Source organism: Enterocloster sp. OA13, assembly GCF_022440595.1.
In the GTDB taxonomy this organism is placed as follows: Bacteria; Bacillota; Clostridia; order Lachnospirales; family Lachnospiraceae; genus Enterocloster; species Enterocloster hominis.
Map to the genome: position 1 here is coordinate 3,071,427 of NZ_JAKNTF010000001.1, position 22,227 is coordinate 3,093,653.

At 49.7% G+C, this 22,227-nt stretch carries 17 protein-coding genes and 1 pseudogene; 3 read left to right on the forward strand and 15 right to left on the reverse strand.

Annotation, left to right across the window (positions count from 1 at the left end; genetic code table 11):
- Nucleotides 1-6 precede the first annotated feature (6 nt).
- The 7 genes and pseudogenes from MCJ35_RS13580 to MCJ35_RS13610 form a co-directional block, all read right to left on the reverse strand.
- A complete protein-coding gene (locus MCJ35_RS13580; RefSeq protein WP_025486746.1) occupies nt 7-6,225 on the reverse strand; it encodes an InlB B-repeat-containing protein in 6,219 nt (2,072 codons plus the stop codon).
- 21 nt (nt 6,226-6,246) lie between these two features.
- Nucleotides 6,247-7,887 carry a PspC-like choline-binding domain-containing protein gene (locus MCJ35_RS13585; RefSeq protein WP_008717278.1) on the reverse strand — a complete coding sequence of 547 codons (1,641 nt, stop codon included), beginning with the start codon at nt 7,885-7,887 and terminating at the stop codon, nt 6,247-6,249.
- A 61-nt stretch (nt 7,888-7,948) separates the two neighbouring features.
- Nucleotides 7,949-8,800 (reverse strand): 3D domain-containing protein, encoded by an 852-nt coding sequence (locus tag MCJ35_RS13590; RefSeq protein WP_240299528.1) that lies wholly within the window; start codon nt 8,798-8,800, stop codon nt 7,949-7,951.
- 18 nt (nt 8,801-8,818) lie between these two features.
- Nucleotides 8,819-9,550 (reverse strand): transglutaminase domain-containing protein, encoded by a 732-nt coding sequence (locus MCJ35_RS13595; RefSeq protein ID WP_008717282.1) that lies wholly within the window; start codon nt 9,548-9,550, stop codon nt 8,819-8,821.
- A gap of 296 nt (nt 9,551-9,846) precedes the next feature.
- A pseudogene (locus MCJ35_RS13600) lies at nt 9,847-10,775 on the reverse strand (tyrosine-type recombinase/integrase).
- A 352-nt stretch (nt 10,776-11,127) separates the two neighbouring features.
- Entirely contained in the window at nt 11,128-12,120 is a 993-nt protein-coding gene (locus tag MCJ35_RS13605) for a penicillin-binding transpeptidase domain-containing protein (RefSeq protein WP_081739257.1), read from the reverse strand.
- 127 nt (nt 12,121-12,247) lie between these two features.
- The gene (locus MCJ35_RS13610) at nt 12,248-12,691 is read right to left on the reverse strand and encodes an Rrf2 family transcriptional regulator (protein ID WP_025486743.1); all 444 of its coding nucleotides are present in this window, start codon (nt 12,689-12,691) and stop codon (nt 12,248-12,250) included.
- 136 nt (nt 12,692-12,827) lie between these two features.
- Between MCJ35_RS13610 and MCJ35_RS13615 the strand changes: the two genes are divergently transcribed.
- Entirely contained in the window at nt 12,828-13,355 is a 528-nt protein-coding gene (locus MCJ35_RS13615; RefSeq protein WP_025486742.1) for a nitroreductase family protein, read from the forward strand.
- Between the two features lie 74 nt (nt 13,356-13,429).
- Here the strand turns inward: MCJ35_RS13615 and MCJ35_RS13620 are convergent, their stop codons facing one another.
- Entirely contained in the window at nt 13,430-14,230 is an 801-nt protein-coding gene (locus MCJ35_RS13620) for a PhzF family phenazine biosynthesis protein (RefSeq protein WP_025486741.1), read from the reverse strand.
- Nucleotides 14,231-14,390: 160 nt separating this feature from the next.
- Between MCJ35_RS13620 and MCJ35_RS13625 the strand changes: the two genes are divergently transcribed.
- A complete protein-coding gene (locus MCJ35_RS13625) occupies nt 14,391-15,260 on the forward strand; it encodes a LysR family transcriptional regulator (protein WP_025486740.1) in 870 nt (289 codons plus the stop codon).
- A 197-nt stretch (nt 15,261-15,457) separates the two neighbouring features.
- Here the strand turns inward: MCJ35_RS13625 and MCJ35_RS13635 are convergent, their stop codons facing one another.
- The 5 genes from MCJ35_RS13635 to MCJ35_RS13655 all read right to left on the reverse strand — a co-directional run bounded on the left by MCJ35_RS13635 (nt 15,458) and on the right by MCJ35_RS13655 (nt 18,706).
- A complete protein-coding gene (locus MCJ35_RS13635) occupies nt 15,458-15,847 on the reverse strand; it encodes an NAD(P)H-dependent oxidoreductase (protein ID WP_025486739.1) in 390 nt (129 codons plus the stop codon).
- Nucleotides 15,848-16,099: 252 nt separating this feature from the next.
- Entirely contained in the window at nt 16,100-16,663 is a 564-nt protein-coding gene (locus MCJ35_RS13640) for a 6-pyruvoyl trahydropterin synthase family protein (RefSeq protein ID WP_008717331.1), read from the reverse strand.
- 108 nt (nt 16,664-16,771) lie between these two features.
- Nucleotides 16,772-17,149, reverse strand: a complete 378-nt coding sequence (locus MCJ35_RS13645) for a Fur family transcriptional regulator (RefSeq protein WP_008717334.1) — start codon at nt 17,147-17,149, stop codon at nt 16,772-16,774.
- A 134-nt stretch (nt 17,150-17,283) separates the two neighbouring features.
- Nucleotides 17,284-18,021 (reverse strand): dihydrofolate reductase family protein, encoded by a 738-nt coding sequence (locus MCJ35_RS13650; protein ID WP_025486738.1) that lies wholly within the window; start codon nt 18,019-18,021, stop codon nt 17,284-17,286.
- A 157-nt stretch (nt 18,022-18,178) separates the two neighbouring features.
- Nucleotides 18,179-18,706, reverse strand: coding sequence for a TetR/AcrR family transcriptional regulator (locus MCJ35_RS13655; protein WP_025486737.1), 528 nt, complete (start codon nt 18,704-18,706; stop codon nt 18,179-18,181).
- A 153-nt stretch (nt 18,707-18,859) separates the two neighbouring features.
- Here MCJ35_RS13655 and MCJ35_RS13660 point away from each other — a divergent pair, with 153 nt between their 5' ends.
- Entirely contained in the window at nt 18,860-19,636 is a 777-nt protein-coding gene (locus MCJ35_RS13660) for a nitroreductase family protein (RefSeq protein WP_240299529.1), read from the forward strand.
- A gap of 48 nt (nt 19,637-19,684) precedes the next feature.
- On the opposite strand, the gene MCJ35_RS13665 is transcribed toward MCJ35_RS13660, so the two are convergent.
- On the reverse strand, nt 19,685-21,499 hold the full coding sequence (locus MCJ35_RS13665; RefSeq protein ID WP_025486736.1) for an ABC transporter permease: 1,815 nt from the start codon (nt 21,497-21,499) through the stop codon (nt 19,685-19,687).
- Nucleotides 21,496-22,179 carry an ABC transporter ATP-binding protein gene (locus MCJ35_RS13670; RefSeq protein WP_025486735.1) on the reverse strand — a complete coding sequence of 228 codons (684 nt, stop codon included), beginning with the start codon at nt 22,177-22,179 and terminating at the stop codon, nt 21,496-21,498. Before MCJ35_RS13670 ends, MCJ35_RS13665 begins: the two co-directional genes overlap by 4 nt.
- Between the last annotated feature and the right edge of the window lie 48 nt (nt 22,180-22,227).

Genomic DNA, 22,227 nt, shown 5'->3' on the forward strand with positions numbered 1-22,227 from the left:
TTCCTCCTACTGAATCCATGCACCGTCGGCATCTGTCTGGTATCCGTCCGGTGTTATTTCATTCTTATACATGGCGCCTAAGGGGCGTCCTGCGCCTCCTCCATAGGTCCACCGCTGGCTGGCTGGGTCATAGGCATATACGCCCGCCCCCACCGTGGAGAAGTAGTACCATTTCCCATCTATCTTCCTCCAGCCCTGGGCCATCACGCCGCTGGCCGGATCCAGGTAATACCAGTTGCCGTCCCCTGTATCCAGTCTCCAGCCCGTGAGCATTTTCCCGTAAGGTAATTCAGTCTCCGTGTTGCAGTAATACCAGTTTCCTGCCATATCACGGATCCAGCCGCTCTGCATGATACCCTTGTCGTCAAAGTAATACCAGCCGCTGTCGTCCGGCCTGGTCCCCTCGGGATAGTGCAGCTTGGCCCACATGCCGCTCAGGCGTGTTCCTCCGTTGAGCACGAAACTCAGCTGTCTCTCACCGGATGGCCCGGTGCTCTCCACCCAGTTTCCGTTAGTGCCTATCTGATAGCTCAATGGCGCGGTTCCTGCAAATGGCGCCCTCTTACTTCCGCCGCCGCCTCCGCCGCCACCTTTGCTGCCGCCTTTGTTCCCGCTTTCCTGAAGGTCATCGTAGTGGTCATACCGTCCATCCAGCAGCTCCTTGTACGGAGCCGTCTTATCCTTCAGTTCGCGCAGGGCTTCCTCCAGCTGGTCGATGGTTGCCTTGGGTTCTTCACGGTCCAGGACTTCCAGCGCCGCCTCAATATACTCCTTCAGCTTCTTGCTCTCGCCCAGCTTCAGGAAATGGTCGTCGCTGATGCCGATGGCCTCCCGGATGGCCTCCTCCAGCTCTTTGCGGACATCGTCCAATTCTTTCTCATTGTTGTCATAATATGCGTATACATAGGTCTTGCGGGTTATCTTGCGGTCCGGTTCAAATTCCCTGTAACGGTCCTGGCGGTAACTCCAGCCCAGATAACTGTACTCCGCCCCCGCCGGGCTGATGAAATAGTCAAGCTGCTCTTCCAGTCCCCCATACTCTGACTCGTAATAGGAATCTGCCGGGGACTCCTCCCTGCGCACCTTGAACCAGTAGCGGTAGATATCCGGGGCCGTGTTATTGAGGAAATACACCCGGTAGGCGCGGTTATACACCATTATGTAGCGCCGTCCTTCCGTGGCAGTGAAGGTGAACAGGCCGCCCGTTTCTTCCGGTTCATAATCCATAGGCACCAGGCTTACCACCATTTCCGTATCCGGGTCCCCGCTGATTTCATACAGCTGGTAGTCCATCATATCCACATCCTGCCTGCCCAACTGTACATAGGTATTGAAGGATGCCTCCGATGCGCTTGCCCGGTTAACCTTCCTGCCGTTCACATATCTTTCGATGGAAACATCCAGGCCCCAGGCCGCCTTGTAGGCTGCTTCATGGTCCGTATCGTAGCTGCCTCCCATCTTGATGGCATTGGATTCCGATGCGCGTACGCTGTTCTTTCTATATACCACCTTATAGGTCACGTCCGCATGGTTTACGTCCAGCAGTTCCCTGTCCGCGTCCGTGGTAAGTTCATCCTCCAGGACCGGTATCTCTCCAGGATCCAGGGCCACCTCCTCACGGCTGCCTCCCCGCACCTCGTCCACCACGGTGGCGTTGCTTGGGGTTGCGGCCCGTTCATATACCGCTGTCAGGACCAGGTTCGTATCCGGCATGGTGAAGCTGGCTTCCCTGGAATTAATCCTGTTTTCCATACCTTCAACCGAACCGATGATGAACTTCCAGTGGGAGAAGGGACGGTTCTCATCGTTGACTGCTTCCGCCTTGATCTTCACTAAATCGCCCTTGTGGGCCTCTTCATAGCGGTCTTCCCCTACGGCTTCATCCCCCACGCTTACCACCTCACCGTTCAGGGTCTCGATGATGTAGGCCGGGAGTTCCAGGTCGCCGCCCGGATCCGTAGTGATGACGCTGCCATCTTCCCGGCAGCTTTCCGCGGTGACTGCACTTTGGCCTTTTGGACGGGCCACCACCGTATACTCCTTGTTATAGTCAAGGCCGCTAAAGCTTACGCTTCCCGGATTGCCCGACACGCCCTGCCATCCGCCTGCGCCGGTCTGGGGCGTGGTTACCACATGGCCGCTGCTGTCCAGTACCGCATAATCCGATGCCGGATCCGCCGGCCGGATGATCAGCCTCGTCTTACCCTCGTCTTCTTCATCATATAGGATCTTATAGTTGGTATCCACCACCGGTGTCAGTACCTCCACACCGTTGCTGAGCGTACCTTCCACATCCCCAATCATGTTTCCGGCCTGTACCGTTGTCTGTCCTGTTGCCTCGTACACCAGATAACGCATGCCGGGATACAGGTTGTCAAATACGGTGCGGCTTGTAAGTATGTTGCCCTTGTTGACTGCCAGCACCTTGCCATCAAGGTCCGTAAGGATATATTTATAACCCTGCGTGGTACCGAATACCGTGATTCGTCCCTTGCCCTGGCTGTTAAGTCCTGCGACCGGTTCCGGGTCCGTCACCTCAGTGCCGAAGATGGCCGGGTCCGGATAGAACTGGATGGTATAGGTCTGGCCGTTCATCAGGTCCATATCATCGTCCACCGGTTCGCCCTGTACATACCAGTCATCCACCAGATAGTTTACCTCCGGTGTGTAGGACGGAAGACTTGCCGCAATGTCCCCCCATTTCTTATCAAAGGTGGTGCGCAGGGTCAGGGGCTGTCCCGCGTCAATGGAACCGTGGCTGCCTGCCGCAAAACTGATATTAATCCAGGCATCCGGATTCTCCTCGAAATAGGCGGTTATGGTTGCCGGAGCCGTGAACCGGTAATCCTGGGGCAGGATTGTCTCCCCGTTGTCCATTATCCCGTTTCCGTCCGTGTCGATAAACCAGCCTCCGAAGCGGTAATAGTTGTTCACCGGCCGGGTTTCCGGCATAAGACGCCGTTCCTTTATGGAAGCCAGGGTATAGGACTGCTCCCGCCCTGCAGGCGAACCGTCATCCAACAGCACGCTGGCCTTAAATCTTCCTCCTGACAATGCCTGCACATCCTGGGATACGCTGCTTCCTCCCTGCAGGGTTCCGTTTGCTCCGGGCTTATATGTGATATCTCCCCACAGTGCCGGAATCCTGTCATGCTTATACGTAATTGTCACATCATCATTGGGCATGATCCCGGACCAGTCATTGCCGCCAAACTGTATCTGTGAATCCGCCGGCCTGACCGTGTGTGATTCCAGGCTGTATCCATACTGCTCCTGGTATACGCCTTCTACATCGCTGTCCGCTGCATAAGGTCCTGAATTCTCAGGCGGTATGATGTCCTTTAAGCGGCTGTCCGCTGTCCCGTTGTCTTCATATTTGACCGTTATCCCATATCCCTGGATGGATGACTCATACAGGTACACAAGACGCACCGGCTGGTTGGGCATGATGCCGCTGAACATGAAGCTTTCATCAAAATCACCTCTCACGCCGTTTACCAGGCCGTCCGCCAGTTCGCCTGCCTCATCTCCCAGGTCGAACCGGTAACCGATGCACTCATAGCCGTAAACCTGTGCGGGCTGGGCAGTGATTTCATTTTCCGGGTAATACAATCCTGACTGGGCAGCAGATACCGTGGTCCCGTTATTGGTTTCATGCAGGACCTCGAACAGGGACCTGGCATTGGGGTCGTCATATCTCACTTTGTAGCTGTAGCGTATGGTAGCGTCCTGCCCCGGCATCTTCCCGGTGAACGTGCCCGCGCCATTAAACTGGCCTATGGGGACAGAGGTCCCGCTGAAGTTATATTCCGATGGGGTTGTGCTGGAATCGTCCTGACTCCAGGTATATCCCCTGACCGTCTTCTTCTCCTCCAGTATCGGTTCCTCCACGCTATAGGCGCTGTCCATGGTATTTGTATCAAACATGATGTCCCCTGAGACATTGGAGTGCTCTACCGTATAATTGAATTTAACACTGGGGTCCGCCTCAAATATTGCATAATAGGTGATAGGTGTCTCCGGGTAAACAGCCGGCAGCCGGTCGATGATCTGGGGATGGTCCCAGTCATTTACCGGACTCCAGCCTTTAAATATATAGCCATACCGTGTGGTTGTGGGAAGCAGTGAATTGACCGGATTCCCGGCAGTACCGACCAGGGTCTCTGGTTCCGGTGTACCTCCGTTGCTGTTGAATATGATCTGTGAACCCACCTTCTGGTATTCATAGTTCACTGCCACATCCTGGTTGGGCATGGTTCCCGTAATCCTGCCAAAGTCTGCCGACCCCGGCGTCAGGTCTGCCGTCAGGGACGGCGGTGTCCCCTGTTCAATGACCACATTGGACAGCTCGTATCCCGTGATGGACGGTCCGGGCGCAAGATCCACAGGTTCCCCTGAGCCTTTGGAAACCGGGGGAATCGGGGTAACGCCGGGGATGGAGCCGCCTGTCTGTGCGTCCTTCACCACAAAGCTGATCTGAAGCCCGTTCCGTTTGATTACTGCATTCTTATCATTTCCCGTTCCGGCGCCAGGCAGGTTCCTTGTCCCCACCGACACATACACACCGGTGCCGTCAGCTTTTGCCTGGTCTGCGAAGAAATTATCCGCAAAGGGGCTTGGGGCTGTATCCACGCCGCTTTCTGGCAGGGGCACCGCTATTTTTATCTCCTGTCCGGCTTCCGTGGAGATTCCTCCCGGAGAGGCAGCCGGCTGCTGGGCCGTGGTGACCCCAATCCTTGAGGCGTCCAGGTCACCCGTCACGGTAATGGTCCGTCCTGTTTCCAGGTATATATTGGCCTTGGCGCCTGAAGGGGTCGTGTTGTCCTCTGCCATCACGTCATTGAGCACATCAAACCTTCCCGTGCTGTTAAAGTAAACAGCGCCCTTGCCCTCTGACAGGTTCCCGGATACCTTGCCATAGTTCATGGAGAGGGCTGCGCTTCCCGTTATATTAAGGGCGCTGCCCTGGCTGCTGCTGTCCCCATGGCAGTTCTTAAGTTCCGCCCCGCTGTTTATCTCCACCCGGCCGGAACCGGCTGATACAAGCGGGTCACTGCCTATATTGCCGCTGCCGTCCAAAACAAGGTCCGTCAGTTTCAGGGTTGCCCCGGTAACCTCAAAAATCGGCCCGGTATAGGAACCGGCGCGTCTTAATGTCTTGATATAATCCGCATCCTCGTTGGTGGGGTTGCCGTTCCTGTCATAATCCGTACTTGCTATGGTAATATCCTTACTGGAACCGGAAACCGGTATGGGGGCCGTGATATCCGGATAATCCATGATATAGATATACCCTTTCTTATTCCCTATCTGCCCCATGGCATATTCGATGGTTTTAAAGGGACTGCTGTAGGTGCCGTCGGCAGCAGTTGAATCCACTCCGGTTTCTGATACATAATAGGACGTGTCCCTGATTGCAAATGCAACCCTTTTATGTACCATCTCATATGGATGAAGCTGGAAATGCCAGGAATAGGCCATACCGGAGTCAGTCCCGCTTAAGGAATCCCCGCCGCCTTCTTCGAACACATTATTTCCCCAGTTACTATAGTGACCAATCCATCTTGTGGTCGGGGGCGTGACATCAAGGCTGCTGTCGTTGGTGATACAGTCAAAGGTGGTTTTCACATACTGGTTCACCATATGGAAACCCCTGTTATTTTTATAAACCGTGGCATAGTCGTCTTCCTTGCTGCCGCCTATCATGACATCCGTGCCTGTCCCCAGTTTTACGGATCTGCCAGCGGTTCCGCCCTGCCCCGTCTTGTCATAGACATAATAATCCACGAACACATATTTATTGTCCGGGCTTGGTGAGAGGGCAATCTTAAGTTCAATTCCCATATTGGTCAGATCTTCCACCGCGCCGTTGGCAGTTCCGTTGGCCTTATATTTGTTGCCGTTATCCACCTGGATATAGGTGGCGTATCCCTGCCAGCTAAAAGTAGTCTTAATCCCGCTTCTGCTGTATCCTGTCTGCCCTGCCTGCAGTCCGCACAGATCAAAACGGTAAGTGTTGCCGCCAACTTCACCTGTCCCGCCTTGGGGACCAATCCATGCATAAGCCGTTCCCTCGCTGGCTCCATTCCCCAGATTCTCATTGGGAAGCTCCGTGGAGGCATATGCAACCATTGCCAGATGCGATGACCCAAGTCCCACAATCAGGCAGATTGTTAAAATCAAGGAAACGAAACGTTTCCATATCTGATATAATTCTTTATTCATTCCTCACATTGTCTCCTCACATTAAAAATTCAGCCGTTCTTCCTCCGGCAATCCGTCCAGCAGAGGTTCCATATTACTCCCTGTAATCAGACCGCCCGCATATTTATCTTCCTTATTATCAGAATCATAATGATAGAATCCGGTACCTTCTTCCCCTTTATGCCATCTTGGCTTAAATTCGTCATCTACCCTGGCCGCAAACCGGCTGTTTATGATAATGAGCCATCCCCCGTCCTTATCCCTGACAACCTTTTTATTTCCAGTGACGGTCTTTCCGTTGGTATTGACCACCCGGTAAGAATTTTCATTCTCCCTGACCACACCGTAACCATATTCCTCATCCGCTTCCAGCCTGAGTCCATTTATATAGTAGGAATCCTTTACCCTCTTGAGGCGGTTGCGGTTTCCGTAGGCAACGCCGTCGCTTTTAAACCCGAAGGTGTATACCCCGTCCTCCAGTTCGACCTTCAGCTCATTTCCGGTCTGCATGGAGCCGTCATTCAGCTCGTCCGGTGAAAAGAAATAAAGGTCCGCCTTCTCAATGCCATAGATATTCCCCTCTATGAAATCATCTGATGACCATGCGTCCATGTCATACTGGGCAACGAACGTGCTGCGTGTGTCAAAGAGCACAAATCCGGTCTGCATCCTGCCAAGTCCGTCAAATGCATAATACCGGCCATTGACTTTCTTTATCTTATTCTGATATATCTTTCCGTTCTGATCCGTGCGCCACCAGCTGTACTCCCCGTCATCATAGTCATCCTGAATCAGATTGTCCGACGGATACATCCAGAGCCAGGCGTTCCTAAGAAGGCTTCCGCCGTCATACCCGGCATAGAACCTGGCGGGCGCATCGCTGGTGGGATTGCTTTTATCCGCATTGCTGACGCTCGCCACCTTGGTCCACCAGGGAAGCATGATTCCATACTCATCAAAGCCGTAGGTGCTGCCGTCTATATTCTTTTGTACCAGCTTGTCCCCATTGCTTTTTACCTTCTTGGACCGGTTGTTAAAATACAGCCATACCTGGTCATATTCGTTGTAGTCCCTGCCGCTGATATCGCTGGACAGGTCCTCAAGCCCCCTTATCTCCAGCTGCGAATAATCCAGCCACTCCTCAGTTTTTAAGGCGCCGTCCGCATCCGCATAGTACACGCCTTCCTCCAGCGGATTGTCCTCCTCGTCCAGCGGATTCCCATCCTCGTCAAACCATCCGGTCAGCATGCGGCCGCTTTCATCAAATATGTAACTCCTGCCATCCACGGTCCTCTTAAAAGAAGATGCGGTCCCGCGGTACGCCTTGCCGTTGGCGCCAAAATAATACCACCCGGCCTCATGTCCATCCTCATCCGCCTCATCCACCAGGACCCATGTATGTTCAGCCCGCGCTCCATCCTCAAACACATAATACAGGCTGTTTCCCTGTTCAATGAAACAATCCCTCAGCATGATTCCCTGGCTGCCCAGATAGAACCAGGAATCCCTGGACTGCCTCCATGTATTTTGCAGCGGCTCATCATTTTCATCTAAATATCTCCACTCCTCACCTTCGCTCATCCATCCCTCAACCGCATAAGCGGTCACTGTCTGGAATTTAGTCAGTGCAAAAGCCGTAACGGCCAGGGCGCTGGCAATGAGCATGATTCTCCTTTTCTTCATCCTGCTATCCTTCCAATCCTTATTTTAAATATTTATATTGAACCCTTTATCAGGGGTAGTTTTACTCCTCCAAATACACGTATTTGTTTTTCCTTCCGTACAGGACCGCCTCTTCGTGGGTATCAAAATAGATATCCAGCTGATTTCCCTTTACCGCCTTCCCGGTATCCTCCACCGTGTAAACCACGCCATCAATTACAATCCGGGTGCCAAGGGGAATCACGGACGGGTCCGCGGCGATTGTATGGGCTGCCTTGGGCACGGTTTCCGTCTTGGTAAGCATTTCCTCCTTTTCCCCACAACACAGCGGACAGCTGCAATAGCCCGTGACCTGGAACTCCCCCAGACAATCCATTCCTTCTAAAGGCCCATCGGAATGTCTGTATACAGGACAGATCTTCCGCCCGAACTGTTTTGCCTCCTCATAACTGCCAAAATAAATCCGCAGCTTCTCCCTGGCCCCTTCATCCACCTTATCCTCAATCACATAGGAATCCCCATCAATCAGGACCGTATCCCCTATTTTGAAAACAGACAGTACGCCGGCCGCCGTACGCCCGTTCACGGGAACCACGCCGGAATATGTCATATCCTTCCCATCCGAACTATAGGCAGCCACCTCAAGCTCCCCCAAATATGTAAACTCCGGCTGGGTTGCCTGGACCGGTGCCTGTGACGGATTTAAGTCCAGCGCCTCCACGGGATACGGATTGTCAATGGTTCCCGCTCCCCCCAGGTCTGCCCGGGCCTGTTCCGCACCTGCCGTATGGAGCTGGACCAATGTGAATCCGGCCGCCAGGACAGTAAGACCACAGCCCAGAAGGAATGGCCTGAGATATTTCCTCATCATATTATGCCTTTGACAGGATTTCCTGAATTCCGTCATCCTGTATCCATGAATGTTATCTGTCATCCCCCCGCCCCCTGAGCATCACAAATTATTATGCATGGAATCCGAATCCATATCTTTCTGCGTTAAGAACTTCCATGTGCTGCCTCCTAAACTTTTATCCCAGGTAATATCGCAGTATCTCCACTCTCCGTCAATCCAGGTCCTGTTCCATGCATGGTTTCCGGCATATACAGGTTCACATATCAGGCCCGCGCTTCTGCACAGCATCAGATAGGCGGATACATATCCCCAGCACACGGAACTTCCGTCCACGACCGCATCGTAGATGGTCTTATTCTTAAGCGTCTGGTCATAGGAGACATGATTGTAGACCCAGTCATAAAAATATTCCGCCTTCTCCCTGTCCCCCAATGTCCTGCATGACTGCACCACATCCGAGAGCCTGTCCTGTACCTGTCTGTGTTCCGATACCGCCTTATCCGGGTTCCCACACGAAACGTAGATGGCAGACTTCCCATTTTCATCAAATGAATACAGTGTCACTTCTTCTTTTCCCAGATATATGTACCGGTAATAATATCTGCCAAAGGAAAATGCTTCTTCCTCCGAATTAAAAACAATACCTGTTTTTATATAACCGCCGTCCTTCCTCCCTTCTTTGAGCGCATCCATCACCGCTTCCCCAAGAGCTTCAAATCCTGTATTCCGGCTGGTCATCTGACTGGCCGACCGGCCTGTGAAGACTGCCTGCCCGCCAGATGGTTCCGGCTGCTGCATGGCAGATGAATGTATCTCAAAATGAATGTTCATGATAAATAAAATGGCCAAAAAAAGGCAGATGGAACTGAACTTCTTAATTTTTTATCCCTCCCATCCTGTATTTACAACTGAATATTTCTTTTGTTGTACTTAAAAAACAGGGAGGGGGACGATAAAACGGGACAATTACTGATTATGGAAAATTTTAGGAGAATTGATTCCGAAGTTTAAGAAAAGGGTAAATAACAAATAATCTGTTAAAATATTCAAGTTGGTTTAATTTGTGACCCAGCTTGGTTGCTATACCCTTTTTTATCGAATTATTTTTAAAAATATGTAGAATTTTGTCAATAAATGTAGTATACTTTTTTTAAATCTTTCAGGAGTATCCTAAAGTACAACAAAAGAAATATTCCGTTGTATCCTGCAATAGCAGTCTCATCTTTTCAAGCTGCAATCTGTGCTGGCTTCCACTTTCCTTTGTATAAATCCTGGTTGTATTAATATCCCTGTGTCCCAGGATATCCGCTAATTTTGACAGGTTTTTTTCTATTTCATAATATGTCCTTGCAAAAAGGTGTCTTAGGTTGTGTGGAAAAATCTTTTCATTCTTAACTCCGGCCTCCATGCCAAGAGCTTTCATTTCCCTCCATATGTTACTGCGGTCCAGGGCTTTTCCGCTTTTTGTGACAAATATCATACCTGTGCTGATATTCTTTTTTGATGCATAAGACTGCAGGATTGTACAAAGCTGTCTGGTTAACAGCACGGTCCTTATCCTGCCCTTGCACTCAATCTCCGCCTGTCCCCTTCGAATGGCTTCCACTGTGATGAACGACAGTTCCGATACGCGGATCCCGCTTACGCAGATGGTTTCCAGCACAAGGGCCAGCCGTTCATTCCCATTGGCAAAAGCCGTTTTTACCAGCCGCCCATATTCATCCTTTGTCAGTTCCTTCCGCTCAGGATAAAAGGAACTTTTGCTGATTTTTAAAAACTTACTTTCACAGCCATCCCATCCACAGTATTTGAAGAATCCGTTGAGAGCGGCTATGACGCAGTTGATGGTGACCGGGGTCAAACGCTCCCGCAGGTCTGCTTTCCATAACAGTACCACCTCCTTGGTAACCGGTCCATCTCCTATGAACTCTTTAAACTGCTTTAAATAATGTCTGTATTTCTTTACTGTCTCCCTGCTCCTTTCGCAACTTTCCAGCCATTGTCCATACTCCTCTATCTTCTGGTAAGTTATGATCCTTTCATTTTTTCTTTTCATTCCAGCCTCCTGTAAATGTGTATTTGGGTTTAGTCTGCTCAGATGGCAAAAAAACATCCAATATCCCCTTAAGGATGTTGGATTGTTCTGCTTATTATTAGACATTCAAATCATATCATAGCGTTTTTTGAAGCTATGACATATAGTCTAATGAATAACTATATACGGTTTTTAATTCTTTGCATACTAATATTTTCTTACATTTTACATAAATTTTACATAAATTTTACTTAAGTACTTCCAGGACGCAGGCGTGACGCGCAGGCATTGTCATATCCAGGTACCATAAAAAGATAGGATGATTGCCAAAATACAATAAATAAGGGTGCGGCCACCATGACCACACCCAATCTTACAGAGTATTACAGACATCTGAAACAATATTGACCGCTATCTCTTTTGCCTTTGCACTGGACACCGCCCTGCCATCGGACCTGCCTATATATACGCAGAAATACCTTCTCCCATCCGGCGTGTCCGCAAAGCCTGTAAACCAGGAATCCACAACAATCCCTTTATCCTTTCCCATTCCGGTCTTTCCATAAATCTTAACCACCGCCTCATCCTGTTGCGTTACCAGCATGACCTGTTTTAATTGTTCAAGGGTTTCCTCCCCATAATGTGTATCCCTGCCAAAAATACGTTCCATGACCTGAGTCTGCTCTTTTGCCGAAATCTTCAGGGAGGATTCAATCCAGAACCCTGTCAGGGCACGGTTATCATTATTGGTATTCAACCGCCCTTCCCAGTCTGAAATATCACAATTCCCATACAATAGCCCATTAAGCACCGCCTGAATCCTGTCTGCCCCAACTTCATCAATGATCTGTCTGTAATACCAGACACAGGAGGTGCGGAATGCTTCATGGAAATCAATATCCTTGTTCCACTTTTCATTCCAGAATATTTCCCCACTCCATTCCCGCACCGAATGTTCCGGTTCAATGATTCCATCCTCCATGGCAATTAAAGAGGATATGATCTTGAAGGTGGAACATGGGGAGCGGCGGGTTTCAACCAGCTCCTGGTTGTAAATCATGTATTGTTCTTCATCTGGATCATAAATAACAGCGGCGCCGTTCATACCGTCAAAATATCCTGACCAGTCATACTCGGTAATTGCCGATACGGTGCCCGTATCCTCAACCGTCTCCCTGGGCGGCTCTGTGTATGGCGGTAATTCCTGGGGAGTCCGGATGGTTGGCGGTAATTCCTGGGTAGTCTGGATGGTTGGCGGTAATTCCTGGGTAGTCTGGATGGACGGCGCTGTCCCTGCCGGTTCAGGATTATTATTCCCATTCTTGTTGCCAGCAGAACAGCCTGTTATTACTAATAATAAAATCATCAGTAAAAGCCCTTGCAATCGCCAAAACCCCTTTTTCGCTGATGATGGACCGTTTGGTTTCTTATCATAGCCCATGGAATGATTTATCCTCTCAATCATATTTATTGAACACATAAGTCCCCCATAATCACTTATCCGCCGGCATGACTCTCTGATTCCGCCACTCTTGCTCCAGCTGGGCCAGTGAAACCGCATCCATCTTCTCCGCCATGGCCTGTACGGCCTCATCCAGATGCACACCTAAAATCTCCTTAAAGAAACGCCCAATCTGACAACCTTCCGATATCCTGGGATGGAACTTAAACAGCTCATTGGTGTCATACCCCTCCACCGCCATATATATATCCCACAGACTTATATCTTCCGGATCCCTGGCAAGTACGGTGGCCCCCCTGCCTGTGGATACATGTAAGATTCCGGCCTTCTTCAGCTTGCCAAACAGCTGTCTGACCATGATGGGATTCCCTCCCGTGCTTTCGGAAATCATTTCACTGGTCATCTTTTTATCTTTGAATACCAGGATCATCATCAGCATCTGGACTGTCACTGTAAATTGTGTACTCATGCGCATGTCACATTCCCCCTTTGACTGTATTCTATAAGCCATTGTTTAAAAAGTCAAGTGTAGCCATTGACACTACAAACAAAATGTGCTACCATATTTGTAGCATAATAAGTTACAAATACATAGCAGGAGGTATCCATATATGAAAAATGAAGCTTTGGAAGTCCTTAAAAACAGGCGTTCCATCCGCCGGTTCAAGCCCGAACAGATTTCCCAGGAAGTCCTTGATGTTGTCCTGGAAGCCGGAACCTACGCCCCCACCGCGGCAGGAACACAATGCCCTGTCATTGTAGCGGTCCAGGATCCGGACCTGGTTGCCAGGCTGGACGCAATGAATGCAGGAATACTAAACAACCAGAATATTTCCCATCCCTATTACGGCGCGCCGACCATCCTCATCGTGCTGGCGCCTGAGGATGCAATCGTACCGGAGATTGACTGCGCCCTGGCAGGCGGCAACCTGTTAAATGCAGCCTATGCCGCAGGACTCGGCTCCTGCTGGATACACCGTTCCAGGGAAATGTTTGAATCCGCCGAAGGAAAGGCGTTATTGAAACAATGGGGACTGCCGGACACCATGACGGCCGTTGCATCCATTGCCCTGGGATACCCCGACTGTCCCCATCCGCAACCCGCGCCGCGCAAATCCTCCTATATCATTAAGGTCTGATTCATAAGGCCGAAACCGCAGAACAGGCATCGGAGCATATCGTCCGATGCCTGTTCTGCGGTTTTGATATATGGTTATCCTTGATTCCATCCCAAAAGATTCCCAATCAACAATTCCGCCTCAGAATAAAGCACTGCATTTCCTGCTAATTTTATCCGGTCACCCTGCTGCCTGCAATAAAGCGTGCCGCCCCGCCAGGATGCCTGCCGCGCGACAATTTTTTCCTTATTCTCCTTTTTCGCCCACAGCGGCACAATATGGCAATGCCCGGAGCCGCAGACCGCGTCCTCCGCAACTGCCATTTTAGGTGCGAACGTACGGCTGACGCAATCATACCCTTTTCCTTTTGCCGTAATATGAAGCAGCAGCCCCTCAAGGTTTAATACCTTTTCCTGATTGGGTTTTGCGGAATAGATACTGTCCTCGCTATCCAGTACGCATACTAAATCACGGCCTTTCCATGCTTCCACAGGGCGTATTCCAATGGCGGCCTCCATTTCGTCCGTTACCTCCACCTGTTCTAACCGGTACGCTGGGAAATCCATTTCATAAAGACCGTCTGTATGTATCACCTCCAATGGCCCGCTTTGGGTCTGGAATGTAATCCTGTCTTTATCCGTTTCATAATAACGGAATAAAATAAATGCTGTTCCCAGCGTGGCATGGCCGCAAAGGTCGATTTCACCGCCGGGAGTAAACCAGCGCAGATGATATCCGTCCTCTTCCCTGACCGTAAATGCCGTCTCCGCAAGATTATTTTCCTGTGTGATTTTCTGCATCAGCGTTTCCGGCAGCCACTGGTCCAGGACACAGACTCCCGCGGGATTTCCCTCAAATAATTTTTCCGCAAACGCATCCACAACATAATACTTCATATTTTCCTACCTCCGGTCCATTCACCAGCCCATTTTAGTCCGCTGCCGGTGTTATCAGATGTCCAAATTTCCCTTTTGGGTTGACTGTATTATATCGCCGGCATTATAATAAGTAAAACGAATATTTCTAATAGAAGCATTAGGAAAGGCGATTTGTGGAATGAACCGGTATCTTGCACTCCAAAAAATAATAGAGCTTGGAAGTTTTACAAAAGCAGCTGAAGCGCTTGGTTATACCCAGTCTTCCATCAGCCAGATGATCGGTTCCCTTGAAAATGAACTGGGAATCAAGCTGCTGACCCGTTCCCGCACCGGTATCAGACTGACCATTGAAGGCGCTGAACTCTATCCATTTGTTGAGCGCAGCATCATACAATACCGCGCCATGCAGGAAAAGGCAAATGAAATCAAGGGGCTGGAAACCGGAATCATCCGCGTGGGTACCATATCCAGCATCACCTGCCACTGGATGCCGGAGTTAATCAAAGGATTCCAGGAACAATATCCCCATGTGCAGTTCCTGTTCCATCAAGGGGATTATACATCCATCCCGGAATGGATCCGGACAGGCGCCGTGGACTTTGGATTCATCGCCCCGTCCGCTGTCACGGATCTGACAGCCATTCCGGTAAAGGACGGGGAAATGCTTGCGGTTTTGCCTCAAGGCCATATCCTCGCCAATAAAACGGAAGTCAAGCTTGAGGACCTGGCAGCAGAACCCTTCATCCTGCTTGAAGAAGGACAGTTTAACGAACCGTTAAATGCATTTCACGATAGGGGGCTGGAACCCAGTATCAAATATACGTTCCATGATGATTACGCCATCATGACAATGGTCGAGGCAGGTCTGGGCGTCAGCATACTGGCCGAGCTTGTGCTACGCCGGACCAATTATAACATCGTCTGCCTGCCCATCGCCCCGCCGGTATACCGGACTCTGGCCATTGCATATAAAGAAAAGGATGGTTTACCGATTGCCAGCAAGTATTTCATTGCGTATCTGATGGAACATAAAGGCAGGCTGCCGTAAATATCAAATTACTTAAAATCATCTTCCACAACAAAGTTTACATTCCCATTTGATATGTAAGACACTGTTATCCAGCCTTTTCTGCAGGACCCGGCAAGTGGCTGTCTTTCCCACTCCCATGGTTCCGCCAATTATATATAGCCTTTTCATGATGCTTTTCCCTCTATTGTTCCAGTGCCATCGGATGATTTTCGGTATCACAACTCCTCCGGCGCCGATATCTCCTTTCCAACAAGGTCAATCACGTTCTTAAATCCATCCCTGTTTTTAAGCGTACTTCCCAGAGATGTTACAACTGCCGTGATTTTCTCCCGTCCCACTTCTTCTGTGAAAGTCTTCACCCCAGGCGGCATGGCACCTGCCCAAAGAGGAAATACCACAACAATATCATCTGCTTTCCCTGGCCTTTCATATGTAACCGGAATGGTCTTTCCGCCCATAGCCATGGCACCGGCCTTCACATAATTTATTTTCCCGCCCCATTCCCTATTGTCATTAATCATCCTTGCAGTAACGCCAAAACGGCCGGCAAGCTCTTCTGCAATCTTTTTGCTTCTTCCTGTCCTTGAAAAATAGTATATCTGCATATAATACGCCTCCTGTCCTATCTCATCCCAGTGCCCCATCCGGCCAGATACCGATAGCCCCAGCAAATCCAACGCCCCCAATAAGTTCAGTTTACTATAATAAAAGTTCTGCGTCCACAATAAGACGAACATCCAGATATAAAAATCCAGACATGGAACAGGGCAGCCACACCATACGGTGCCGCTGCCTTGGATTGATTTATAAAATGATTGATTTAAATAACCATACCCTGTCCGATGGATGCCATCCCTTTACTTCCTGTATCCGCACTTAGGGCAGACACCGTTTTCGTTTAATGCGATACCGCATAACGGACAGCGTTCAATGGTCCTGGAAGGCTGGTATTCCTGGGTTGCAGCATTGACGCCGCTGCTGAAGGTAATCTTTGCAATATTCAGCTTATCCTTCAGAAGGTCATATACAATCTTAATCATGCCTTCCACTGTCATGGTTTCTTTTGTTACCACCAGGCGGCACTCGGGATAGGCGGTGGCAAGCTCTGTCTTAAACGCCGGGCCTTTCATCTTGTTGGTCGGGGCGCCGTCCCTGATTCCCTGTTCCTCATAGACCTTGAGGATGGCGGGAAGCAGCGGGTCGTCCTCCCTTAAAATCAGTGCATGGTCAAAATTCTTCAGGACTTCCCAGGCAGTCTTCTGGATTTCATTGCATGGGAAAACCATGTTAACACCTGGTTCGATGGAATCCTCCACTTCAATGGTCAGAACCCCCGTGTGTCCGTGCAGATACTGTGCTTCTCCTTTAAACCCAAAAAACCTGTGTGCGTACTGAAGGTCGAGTGTTGTGATACTTCTCATATTTCGTCTCCTTTTCATGCGATTTATAATTTACAGGCTCCTCATCCGGGCCTGCATTCGCAGCAATTGTAGGTGGAGGGCACAGCAGGCTTTAAAACTTACGGATCATCATTTACATTCCGGGCAGATTCCCCTGAAAATAATATCACAGCCTGTAAATTCAAACCCATGGGTATCCCTGATTTTTTGATACAGATCTTCGATGACATCCATGTCCACATCAAAAACCCTTCCACACTTTTCACATAGGATATGATAATGTTCCTGACAACGGTGGTCGAAACGGTCTGCTGCTCCCGGTATCTCTATCTTCCGTATCTTCCCGATTTGGGAAAGGCGGTTCAGGTTCCGATACACGGTGCCTCTGCTTATATTGGGATATTCCCTGGCGACCTCATCATATACCTCAACCGCAGTAGCGTGACACTGCAGCTTGTTCACTGCTTCTAATACCATTGAACATTGTATTGTATTTCTGTTAATCATAATCCATTTCCTTAATAGTATTTATTACTAATTAGGATTATATCCTAATAAGAACCATATGTCAATAGTAAACTGATAGAAATAATAGTAGGCTGAATGGAAATGCATCTGGCTTACCGCCTCTTTTATCCGGTTCATTCTTCCTTCTTACCGGCGGACTTTACAAGATAGCGGAGCCATACAGCGTCCCCTGTAAGCACATCGGCGCCTTTCAGCGTAAAACCGACCGGCTCATCCGTGCTCAGTCCTTCTTTTGTCTGGAACAATGTCTGCGTCTTGGTGGAACCATCCGCACAGGGAGCGATTACCACACTGATTTCATCGCACATTCCCGCCTGGATAAAGGACCAGTTCAGCACACCTCCCCCACCCAGCATCAGTGTCTCAATTCCAAATAAATGCTTTAATTTCATCAGGGCCTCATCATAATCCAGTGTTTCTTGTCCTGCAATGATATAGGAAATACCCAGTTTCCGCAGAAATGCTTTATATGCATTGGATGCCTGTCCGGTCAGGACCTCCAGCACATGGGCGGTGGTGTCGATGTAGGCCAGCGAATTCTTTTCCCAGCCAAGTCTGCCGGACGGGTCAATGGAAACATAGTACATCGGTGCTTTTTCAGCAACAAAATCCCCTTCCGGGACCTGGGGCGCATGTTCCTCCAGGACTGGTTTGCGGTACATGGTAAAATTGTCATCCGTGGTAACCCGCCCTGACAGCCACCCCTGATGTTGATATTTGGGTTCCTTGCCAAAAGCGATTTGGTAAAAAGCATCTCCAGCCGGTCCGGATTCCGGCATTTCCATAAAATTGCCCATGATCTTGCCATCCAGCGATGTCATCATGTGGCAGAAAATATATGGTCTGTCCATTCTTAATCATCCTCCTGACGATAAAATTTTTCGTAAATTGCAGCCTGATAAGTTTCATATACAGGTTCAATCAGACTATACCACCTGGAGTCAGGTCCAAGTCAATATTTTTTAAGGTTTTTATACGGTTTTTATAGGTTTTGATGTTCAAACACCCCTATCGTCCATTGTTCACAATCCGCAGGAACTCATCTGCCATTGCCTCCGGCCCTTCTTTCATACCGTTTTCCAGCCAGCAGAGCATCATGTTATAAAATGCCCCTGAAAAATAGTACAGCTCATACTTCGATATGGAACTGACCGGCATATCGCCGTGGGCTTCGATTTCGCAGTCAGTAATCACATCCAGAAGCGTGGTTGACACCTTCGCATGATGGAATGCCAAGACAAGTCCGGCATTTTCCTGATAAAAACGGAATTTATACAGCACTGCCCCGCGGCTGCGGAAATCCTCATTTGAATCCCCTTTCCCCTCATGGTAACGCAGGGCCATCTGCTGGATTCCATAGTCTATCAGTTCCTCCACGGACTTAAAGTTGCGGTAGAAGGACGCGCGGGCCACGCCTGATTTTTCAATCAGCTCAGTGACGGTTAACTTTGACCAGTCTTTATGCCCTGCAAACTCAATCAGAGCGGTAAATAAACGGTCCTTTACCCTTTTATTGGCTGCCTTTCTCTTATCCATGATACAATACGCCTCCTTTTGTCTCAGGTTGGCCAATTGACTTCAAAGCCAATTGTGATACAATATGTATCATATTAAAGCATGTCAGCTTTGTCAAGAGAAGTATATACTATCACAAATCGTTCTGCATTATATAAATGGAGGTAGATTAAATTGAAAAACAAACATATAATCCGGATTAATCCTGAAACATGCATTGGATGCGGCCTGTGCAAAAGGGATTGCCCTGCGGGCAACATCCAGATAGAAAACAAGAAGGCAAAGATTCTCACACAGTCCTGTATCATGTGCGGCCATTGCGTGGCAATCTGCCCAAAAGCCGCTGTCACCATGACGGGCTTTGACGAACCGCCAATAGAGATTGGAAAGCCAGCCACATTGAACCCACAGGAGCTGCTTGCCGCACTGAGGACACGCAGAAGCATCCGGCAATTTACAAAACAACAGGTGGAGCCTGAACTGATAGCCCAGATCATCGAGGCCGGGCGCCTGACACCTACCGGAAAGAATGCCCAGGACGTATCATATATCGTGCTGCAGGATGGAATCAATCGGTTCGAGCAACCGGCGGTACGGTTATTCCGGCGGATCCTTCCGCTCATGAAGCTGGTTAGCCCGGTGGCGAAACGGACGGTAATCGATGAGCATTTCTTCTTTAAGAAAGCCCCTGCAGCCATAGCCATTGTATCACGCGACCAGATAAACGGCGCCCTTGCCGCCGCTGACATGGCGCTTATGGCTGAGTCCTGCGGTTTAGGCGTGTTATACAGCGGTTTTTTCTCCATGGCCGCAAACCACTCCCGTTCTTTGCGCAGGATGCTTGGATTAAAGCGCGGGGAAAAGGTTGTCATGACATTGGTTCTAGGCTATTCCGGCGTAACCTATCACCGGACCGCACAAAAGGAGGCTGCTTCCGTACGGCAGTTTTAGGAGGCGGCCCTGGCATCCTAAAGCCGCCTTGCCAAAAGCCGGATGTAATTATAGTTCGTTAATTGTTTCAGTCACAGTCATGTCCCGTATTCTTTTAGCCGGGGCATAAACAGCCGCCGACGCTGCAAAAACAACAAACAGGAGGATGACCGCCAGTGATTGCCACGGCAAACTCCATACCGCATAGGGAAAGTGGGCGGAAATAAGAAAGCCATATAGCATCCTGCTGAGCGGCAGACCAATTGCACAGCCAATCCCGCCGCCCCAAAAGGCATAGGTCAATGCCTCCGCAAAAATCATTTTCGTGATCTGGTGTCCGTCCATTCCCACTGCCCGCATAGCGCCGTATTGTTTGGTTTTGGCCGCCACACTCATTGAAATGCTATTCGCGATATTTAACAGCGTAACCAATGTAATTATTCCTAAAAAGCAACCGATACAGAACACAAACGCAAGATACGTGCCCGATGTGCGCTGGTCCCGCTTATCACTGAACCGGCAGCCGCTCCCCACCGCTGTACTGCGGAGCGCAGACACATCTTCGTCCGTTGCATGGGAAGCTGTCTGTATCATAATGAGTGAGTATCCGGATATCCCGGTCAGACGGGTAAAGGTCTCGCCGGAAGTAATCAGTGTGATTTTTCCATCTGTAAGGCCATTACTGCTGAATGGGTCATATTTCAGTAAACCGGCAATCTCAATTTCTTCCTCCCCCACAAGGATTCTATCACCAATTCCCCATGGGCTGTCTTTATCCCATGTTGCAACCGCATAGCTGCTGTTCCCATAGATTTTAGAAAGATTGCTGCCACGGCGGAGAGCGCCATCCTTTTTCAGACAATCCAGATCAAAACCGTCGAAGGAAACAAGGTCAACCGTACCGGAAACCAATGTTCCTCCCTTCCACTCTGCCGGAATATCAAAACTGCTGCGGCGTCCATACACCTGTTTTACACCGCTCATTCCCCGAAGCGTTTCCGCCAGTCTGCTGTCAATGGAATCCAAGCCGTCACTGCTTGTAATATCAATATCTGAAGCGGCTGCTGATTGGGGCATGAGATGATTGACAAAATCAATCAATACCGTGAAGCTCAAAAACAGGATAATACTAAGGGCAAAGGAACCTGTCATTAAAAACAGGTTTTTCTTTGCAGAAACAGCATGGTGGATACCAAGTGCTGTTTCTATTTTGATAAAGCCGGTATGGACCGGATGATTCTTCATTTTCCCATTATCCGGGTTTCCAGAGACAGCCGTGACAGGAGATACTTTTGCAGCCTGCCGTGCCGGGGACCTTGCCGCCAGCAGCACCGTGACAACTCCCATCACGATGCCGCTGACGATTCCAGTTACACTGATACCGAAAAGCGGGATACCGGAGAATTCTTCTCCGACAGCATACCGCAATACACCGCACAGGATCCAGGTTGCCGAAACACCAAGGGCAAGTCCTATGGGGACTGCTGTTTTACACCAGTTTAACGCTTCCAGATGCACGAACCGGACGATCTGTTTCCTGCTCATTCCAATACAGCGCATCATTCCAAAGAATTTTGTCCTCTGCGCTACGCTGCTATTGATACTGCTAGAAATCATCAATACGCCTGCGGATAAAATCAGCAGGAACAGGATTCCGGCGCTTAGCATGAGCGTTTGTCCCATGGCGCTGTTAAACAGGACAGATATGGAAAATCCGTCATGTTTATCCGCAAGCCTTGCCTGTTCCATCCTTGCCCCCATTTCCGCCATGCTGAACACGGAAGTTACCATGAATACAGCAAAAATGATACAAAGCAGCGTCATCCGGTTCTGCCTGCGGTGTACCTTTGCAGAGATTGGGATTAAACTTAAATAGCTCTTCATTCCCGGCACCTCCCAAAATCGGTCATCACTCCGTCCGACACCTGCAATATCCGGTCTGCGGTCCGGGCGATACTGCGGCTATGGGTAATCATCATGATGGTCTGCTCGTATTTTTTGGATGCCTCTTTTAACAGTGAGATTACTTCACCGGTATTCTGCGTATCCAAATTTCCGGTCGGCTCATCTGCCAGGATCAAGGAGGGGCGGGTAATCAGTGCGCGCCCAATCGCCACACGCTGCTGCTGGCCGCCGGATAGCTGGCTGGGAAGATGATTCCGCCGCTCCTTCAGGTTCAGGACCGTCAAAAGCTCTTCCAGATATTTTTTGTTGGGCTTCTGGTAGTCCAGCAGGACCGGGAAAATGATGTTCTGCTCAACCGTCAGTTCCGGGATCAGATTGAACGACTGGAAAATAAAACCGATGTTCCTGCGCCGGAACACCGTAAGCTCCCGGTCCTGCATGGAGAAAATATCTTTGCCGTCAATGCAGACCTTGCCGGAAGTGGGTGTGTCCAATGCCCCCAGCAGATTCAACAGCGTGCTTTTCCCGGAGCCGGATTCCCCCACAACCGCAACAAACTCTCCCTTCGGTACGGAAAAGCTGGCAGCTTTTAAGGCGTGAACAGCAATATCCCCGGTACCATAGGTTTTAGATAGTGATTGAACCTCTAACAGATTCATGTCATGAACACCTCTTCCTTTAACTGATACCCAAAGATTACCACCGCC

Bases quoted from the DNA above. Each gene is read 5' to 3' on its own strand.
- MCJ35_RS13580 (WP_025486746.1), bottom strand. From the start codon at position 6,225: ATGAATAAAGAATTATATCAGATATGGAAACGTTTCGTTTCCTTGATT.
- MCJ35_RS13585 (WP_008717278.1), bottom strand. From the start codon at position 7,887: ATGAAGAAAAGGAGAATCATGCTCATTGCCAGCGCCCTGGCCGTTACG.
- MCJ35_RS13590 (WP_240299528.1), bottom strand. From the start codon at position 8,800: ATGACAGATAACATTCATGGATACAGGATGACGGAATTCAGGAAATCC.
- MCJ35_RS13595 (WP_008717282.1), bottom strand. From the start codon at position 9,550: ATGAACATTCATTTTGAGATACATTCATCTGCCATGCAGCAGCCGGAA.
- MCJ35_RS13605 (WP_081739257.1), bottom strand. From the start codon at position 12,120: ATGATTTTATTATTAGTAATAACAGGCTGTTCTGCTGGCAACAAGAAT.
- MCJ35_RS13610 (WP_025486743.1), bottom strand. From the start codon at position 12,691: ATGCGCATGAGTACACAATTTACAGTGACAGTCCAGATGCTGATGATG.
- MCJ35_RS13615 (WP_025486742.1), top strand. From the start codon at position 12,828: ATGAAAAATGAAGCTTTGGAAGTCCTTAAAAACAGGCGTTCCATCCGC.
- MCJ35_RS13620 (WP_025486741.1), bottom strand. From the start codon at position 14,230: ATGAAGTATTATGTTGTGGATGCGTTTGCGGAAAAATTATTTGAGGGA.
- MCJ35_RS13625 (WP_025486740.1), top strand. From the start codon at position 14,391: ATGAACCGGTATCTTGCACTCCAAAAAATAATAGAGCTTGGAAGTTTT.
- MCJ35_RS13635 (WP_025486739.1), bottom strand. From the start codon at position 15,847: ATGCAGATATACTATTTTTCAAGGACAGGAAGAAGCAAAAAGATTGCA.
- MCJ35_RS13640 (WP_008717331.1), bottom strand. From the start codon at position 16,663: ATGAGAAGTATCACAACACTCGACCTTCAGTACGCACACAGGTTTTTT.
- MCJ35_RS13645 (WP_008717334.1), bottom strand. From the start codon at position 17,149: ATGATTAACAGAAATACAATACAATGTTCAATGGTATTAGAAGCAGTG.
- MCJ35_RS13650 (WP_025486738.1), bottom strand. From the start codon at position 18,021: ATGGACAGACCATATATTTTCTGCCACATGATGACATCGCTGGATGGC.
- MCJ35_RS13655 (WP_025486737.1), bottom strand. From the start codon at position 18,706: ATGGATAAGAGAAAGGCAGCCAATAAAAGGGTAAAGGACCGTTTATTT.
- MCJ35_RS13665 (WP_025486736.1), bottom strand. From the start codon at position 21,499: ATGAAGAGCTATTTAAGTTTAATCCCAATCTCTGCAAAGGTACACCGC.
- MCJ35_RS13670 (WP_025486735.1), bottom strand. From the start codon at position 22,179: ATGAATCTGTTAGAGGTTCAATCACTATCTAAAACCTATGGTACCGGG.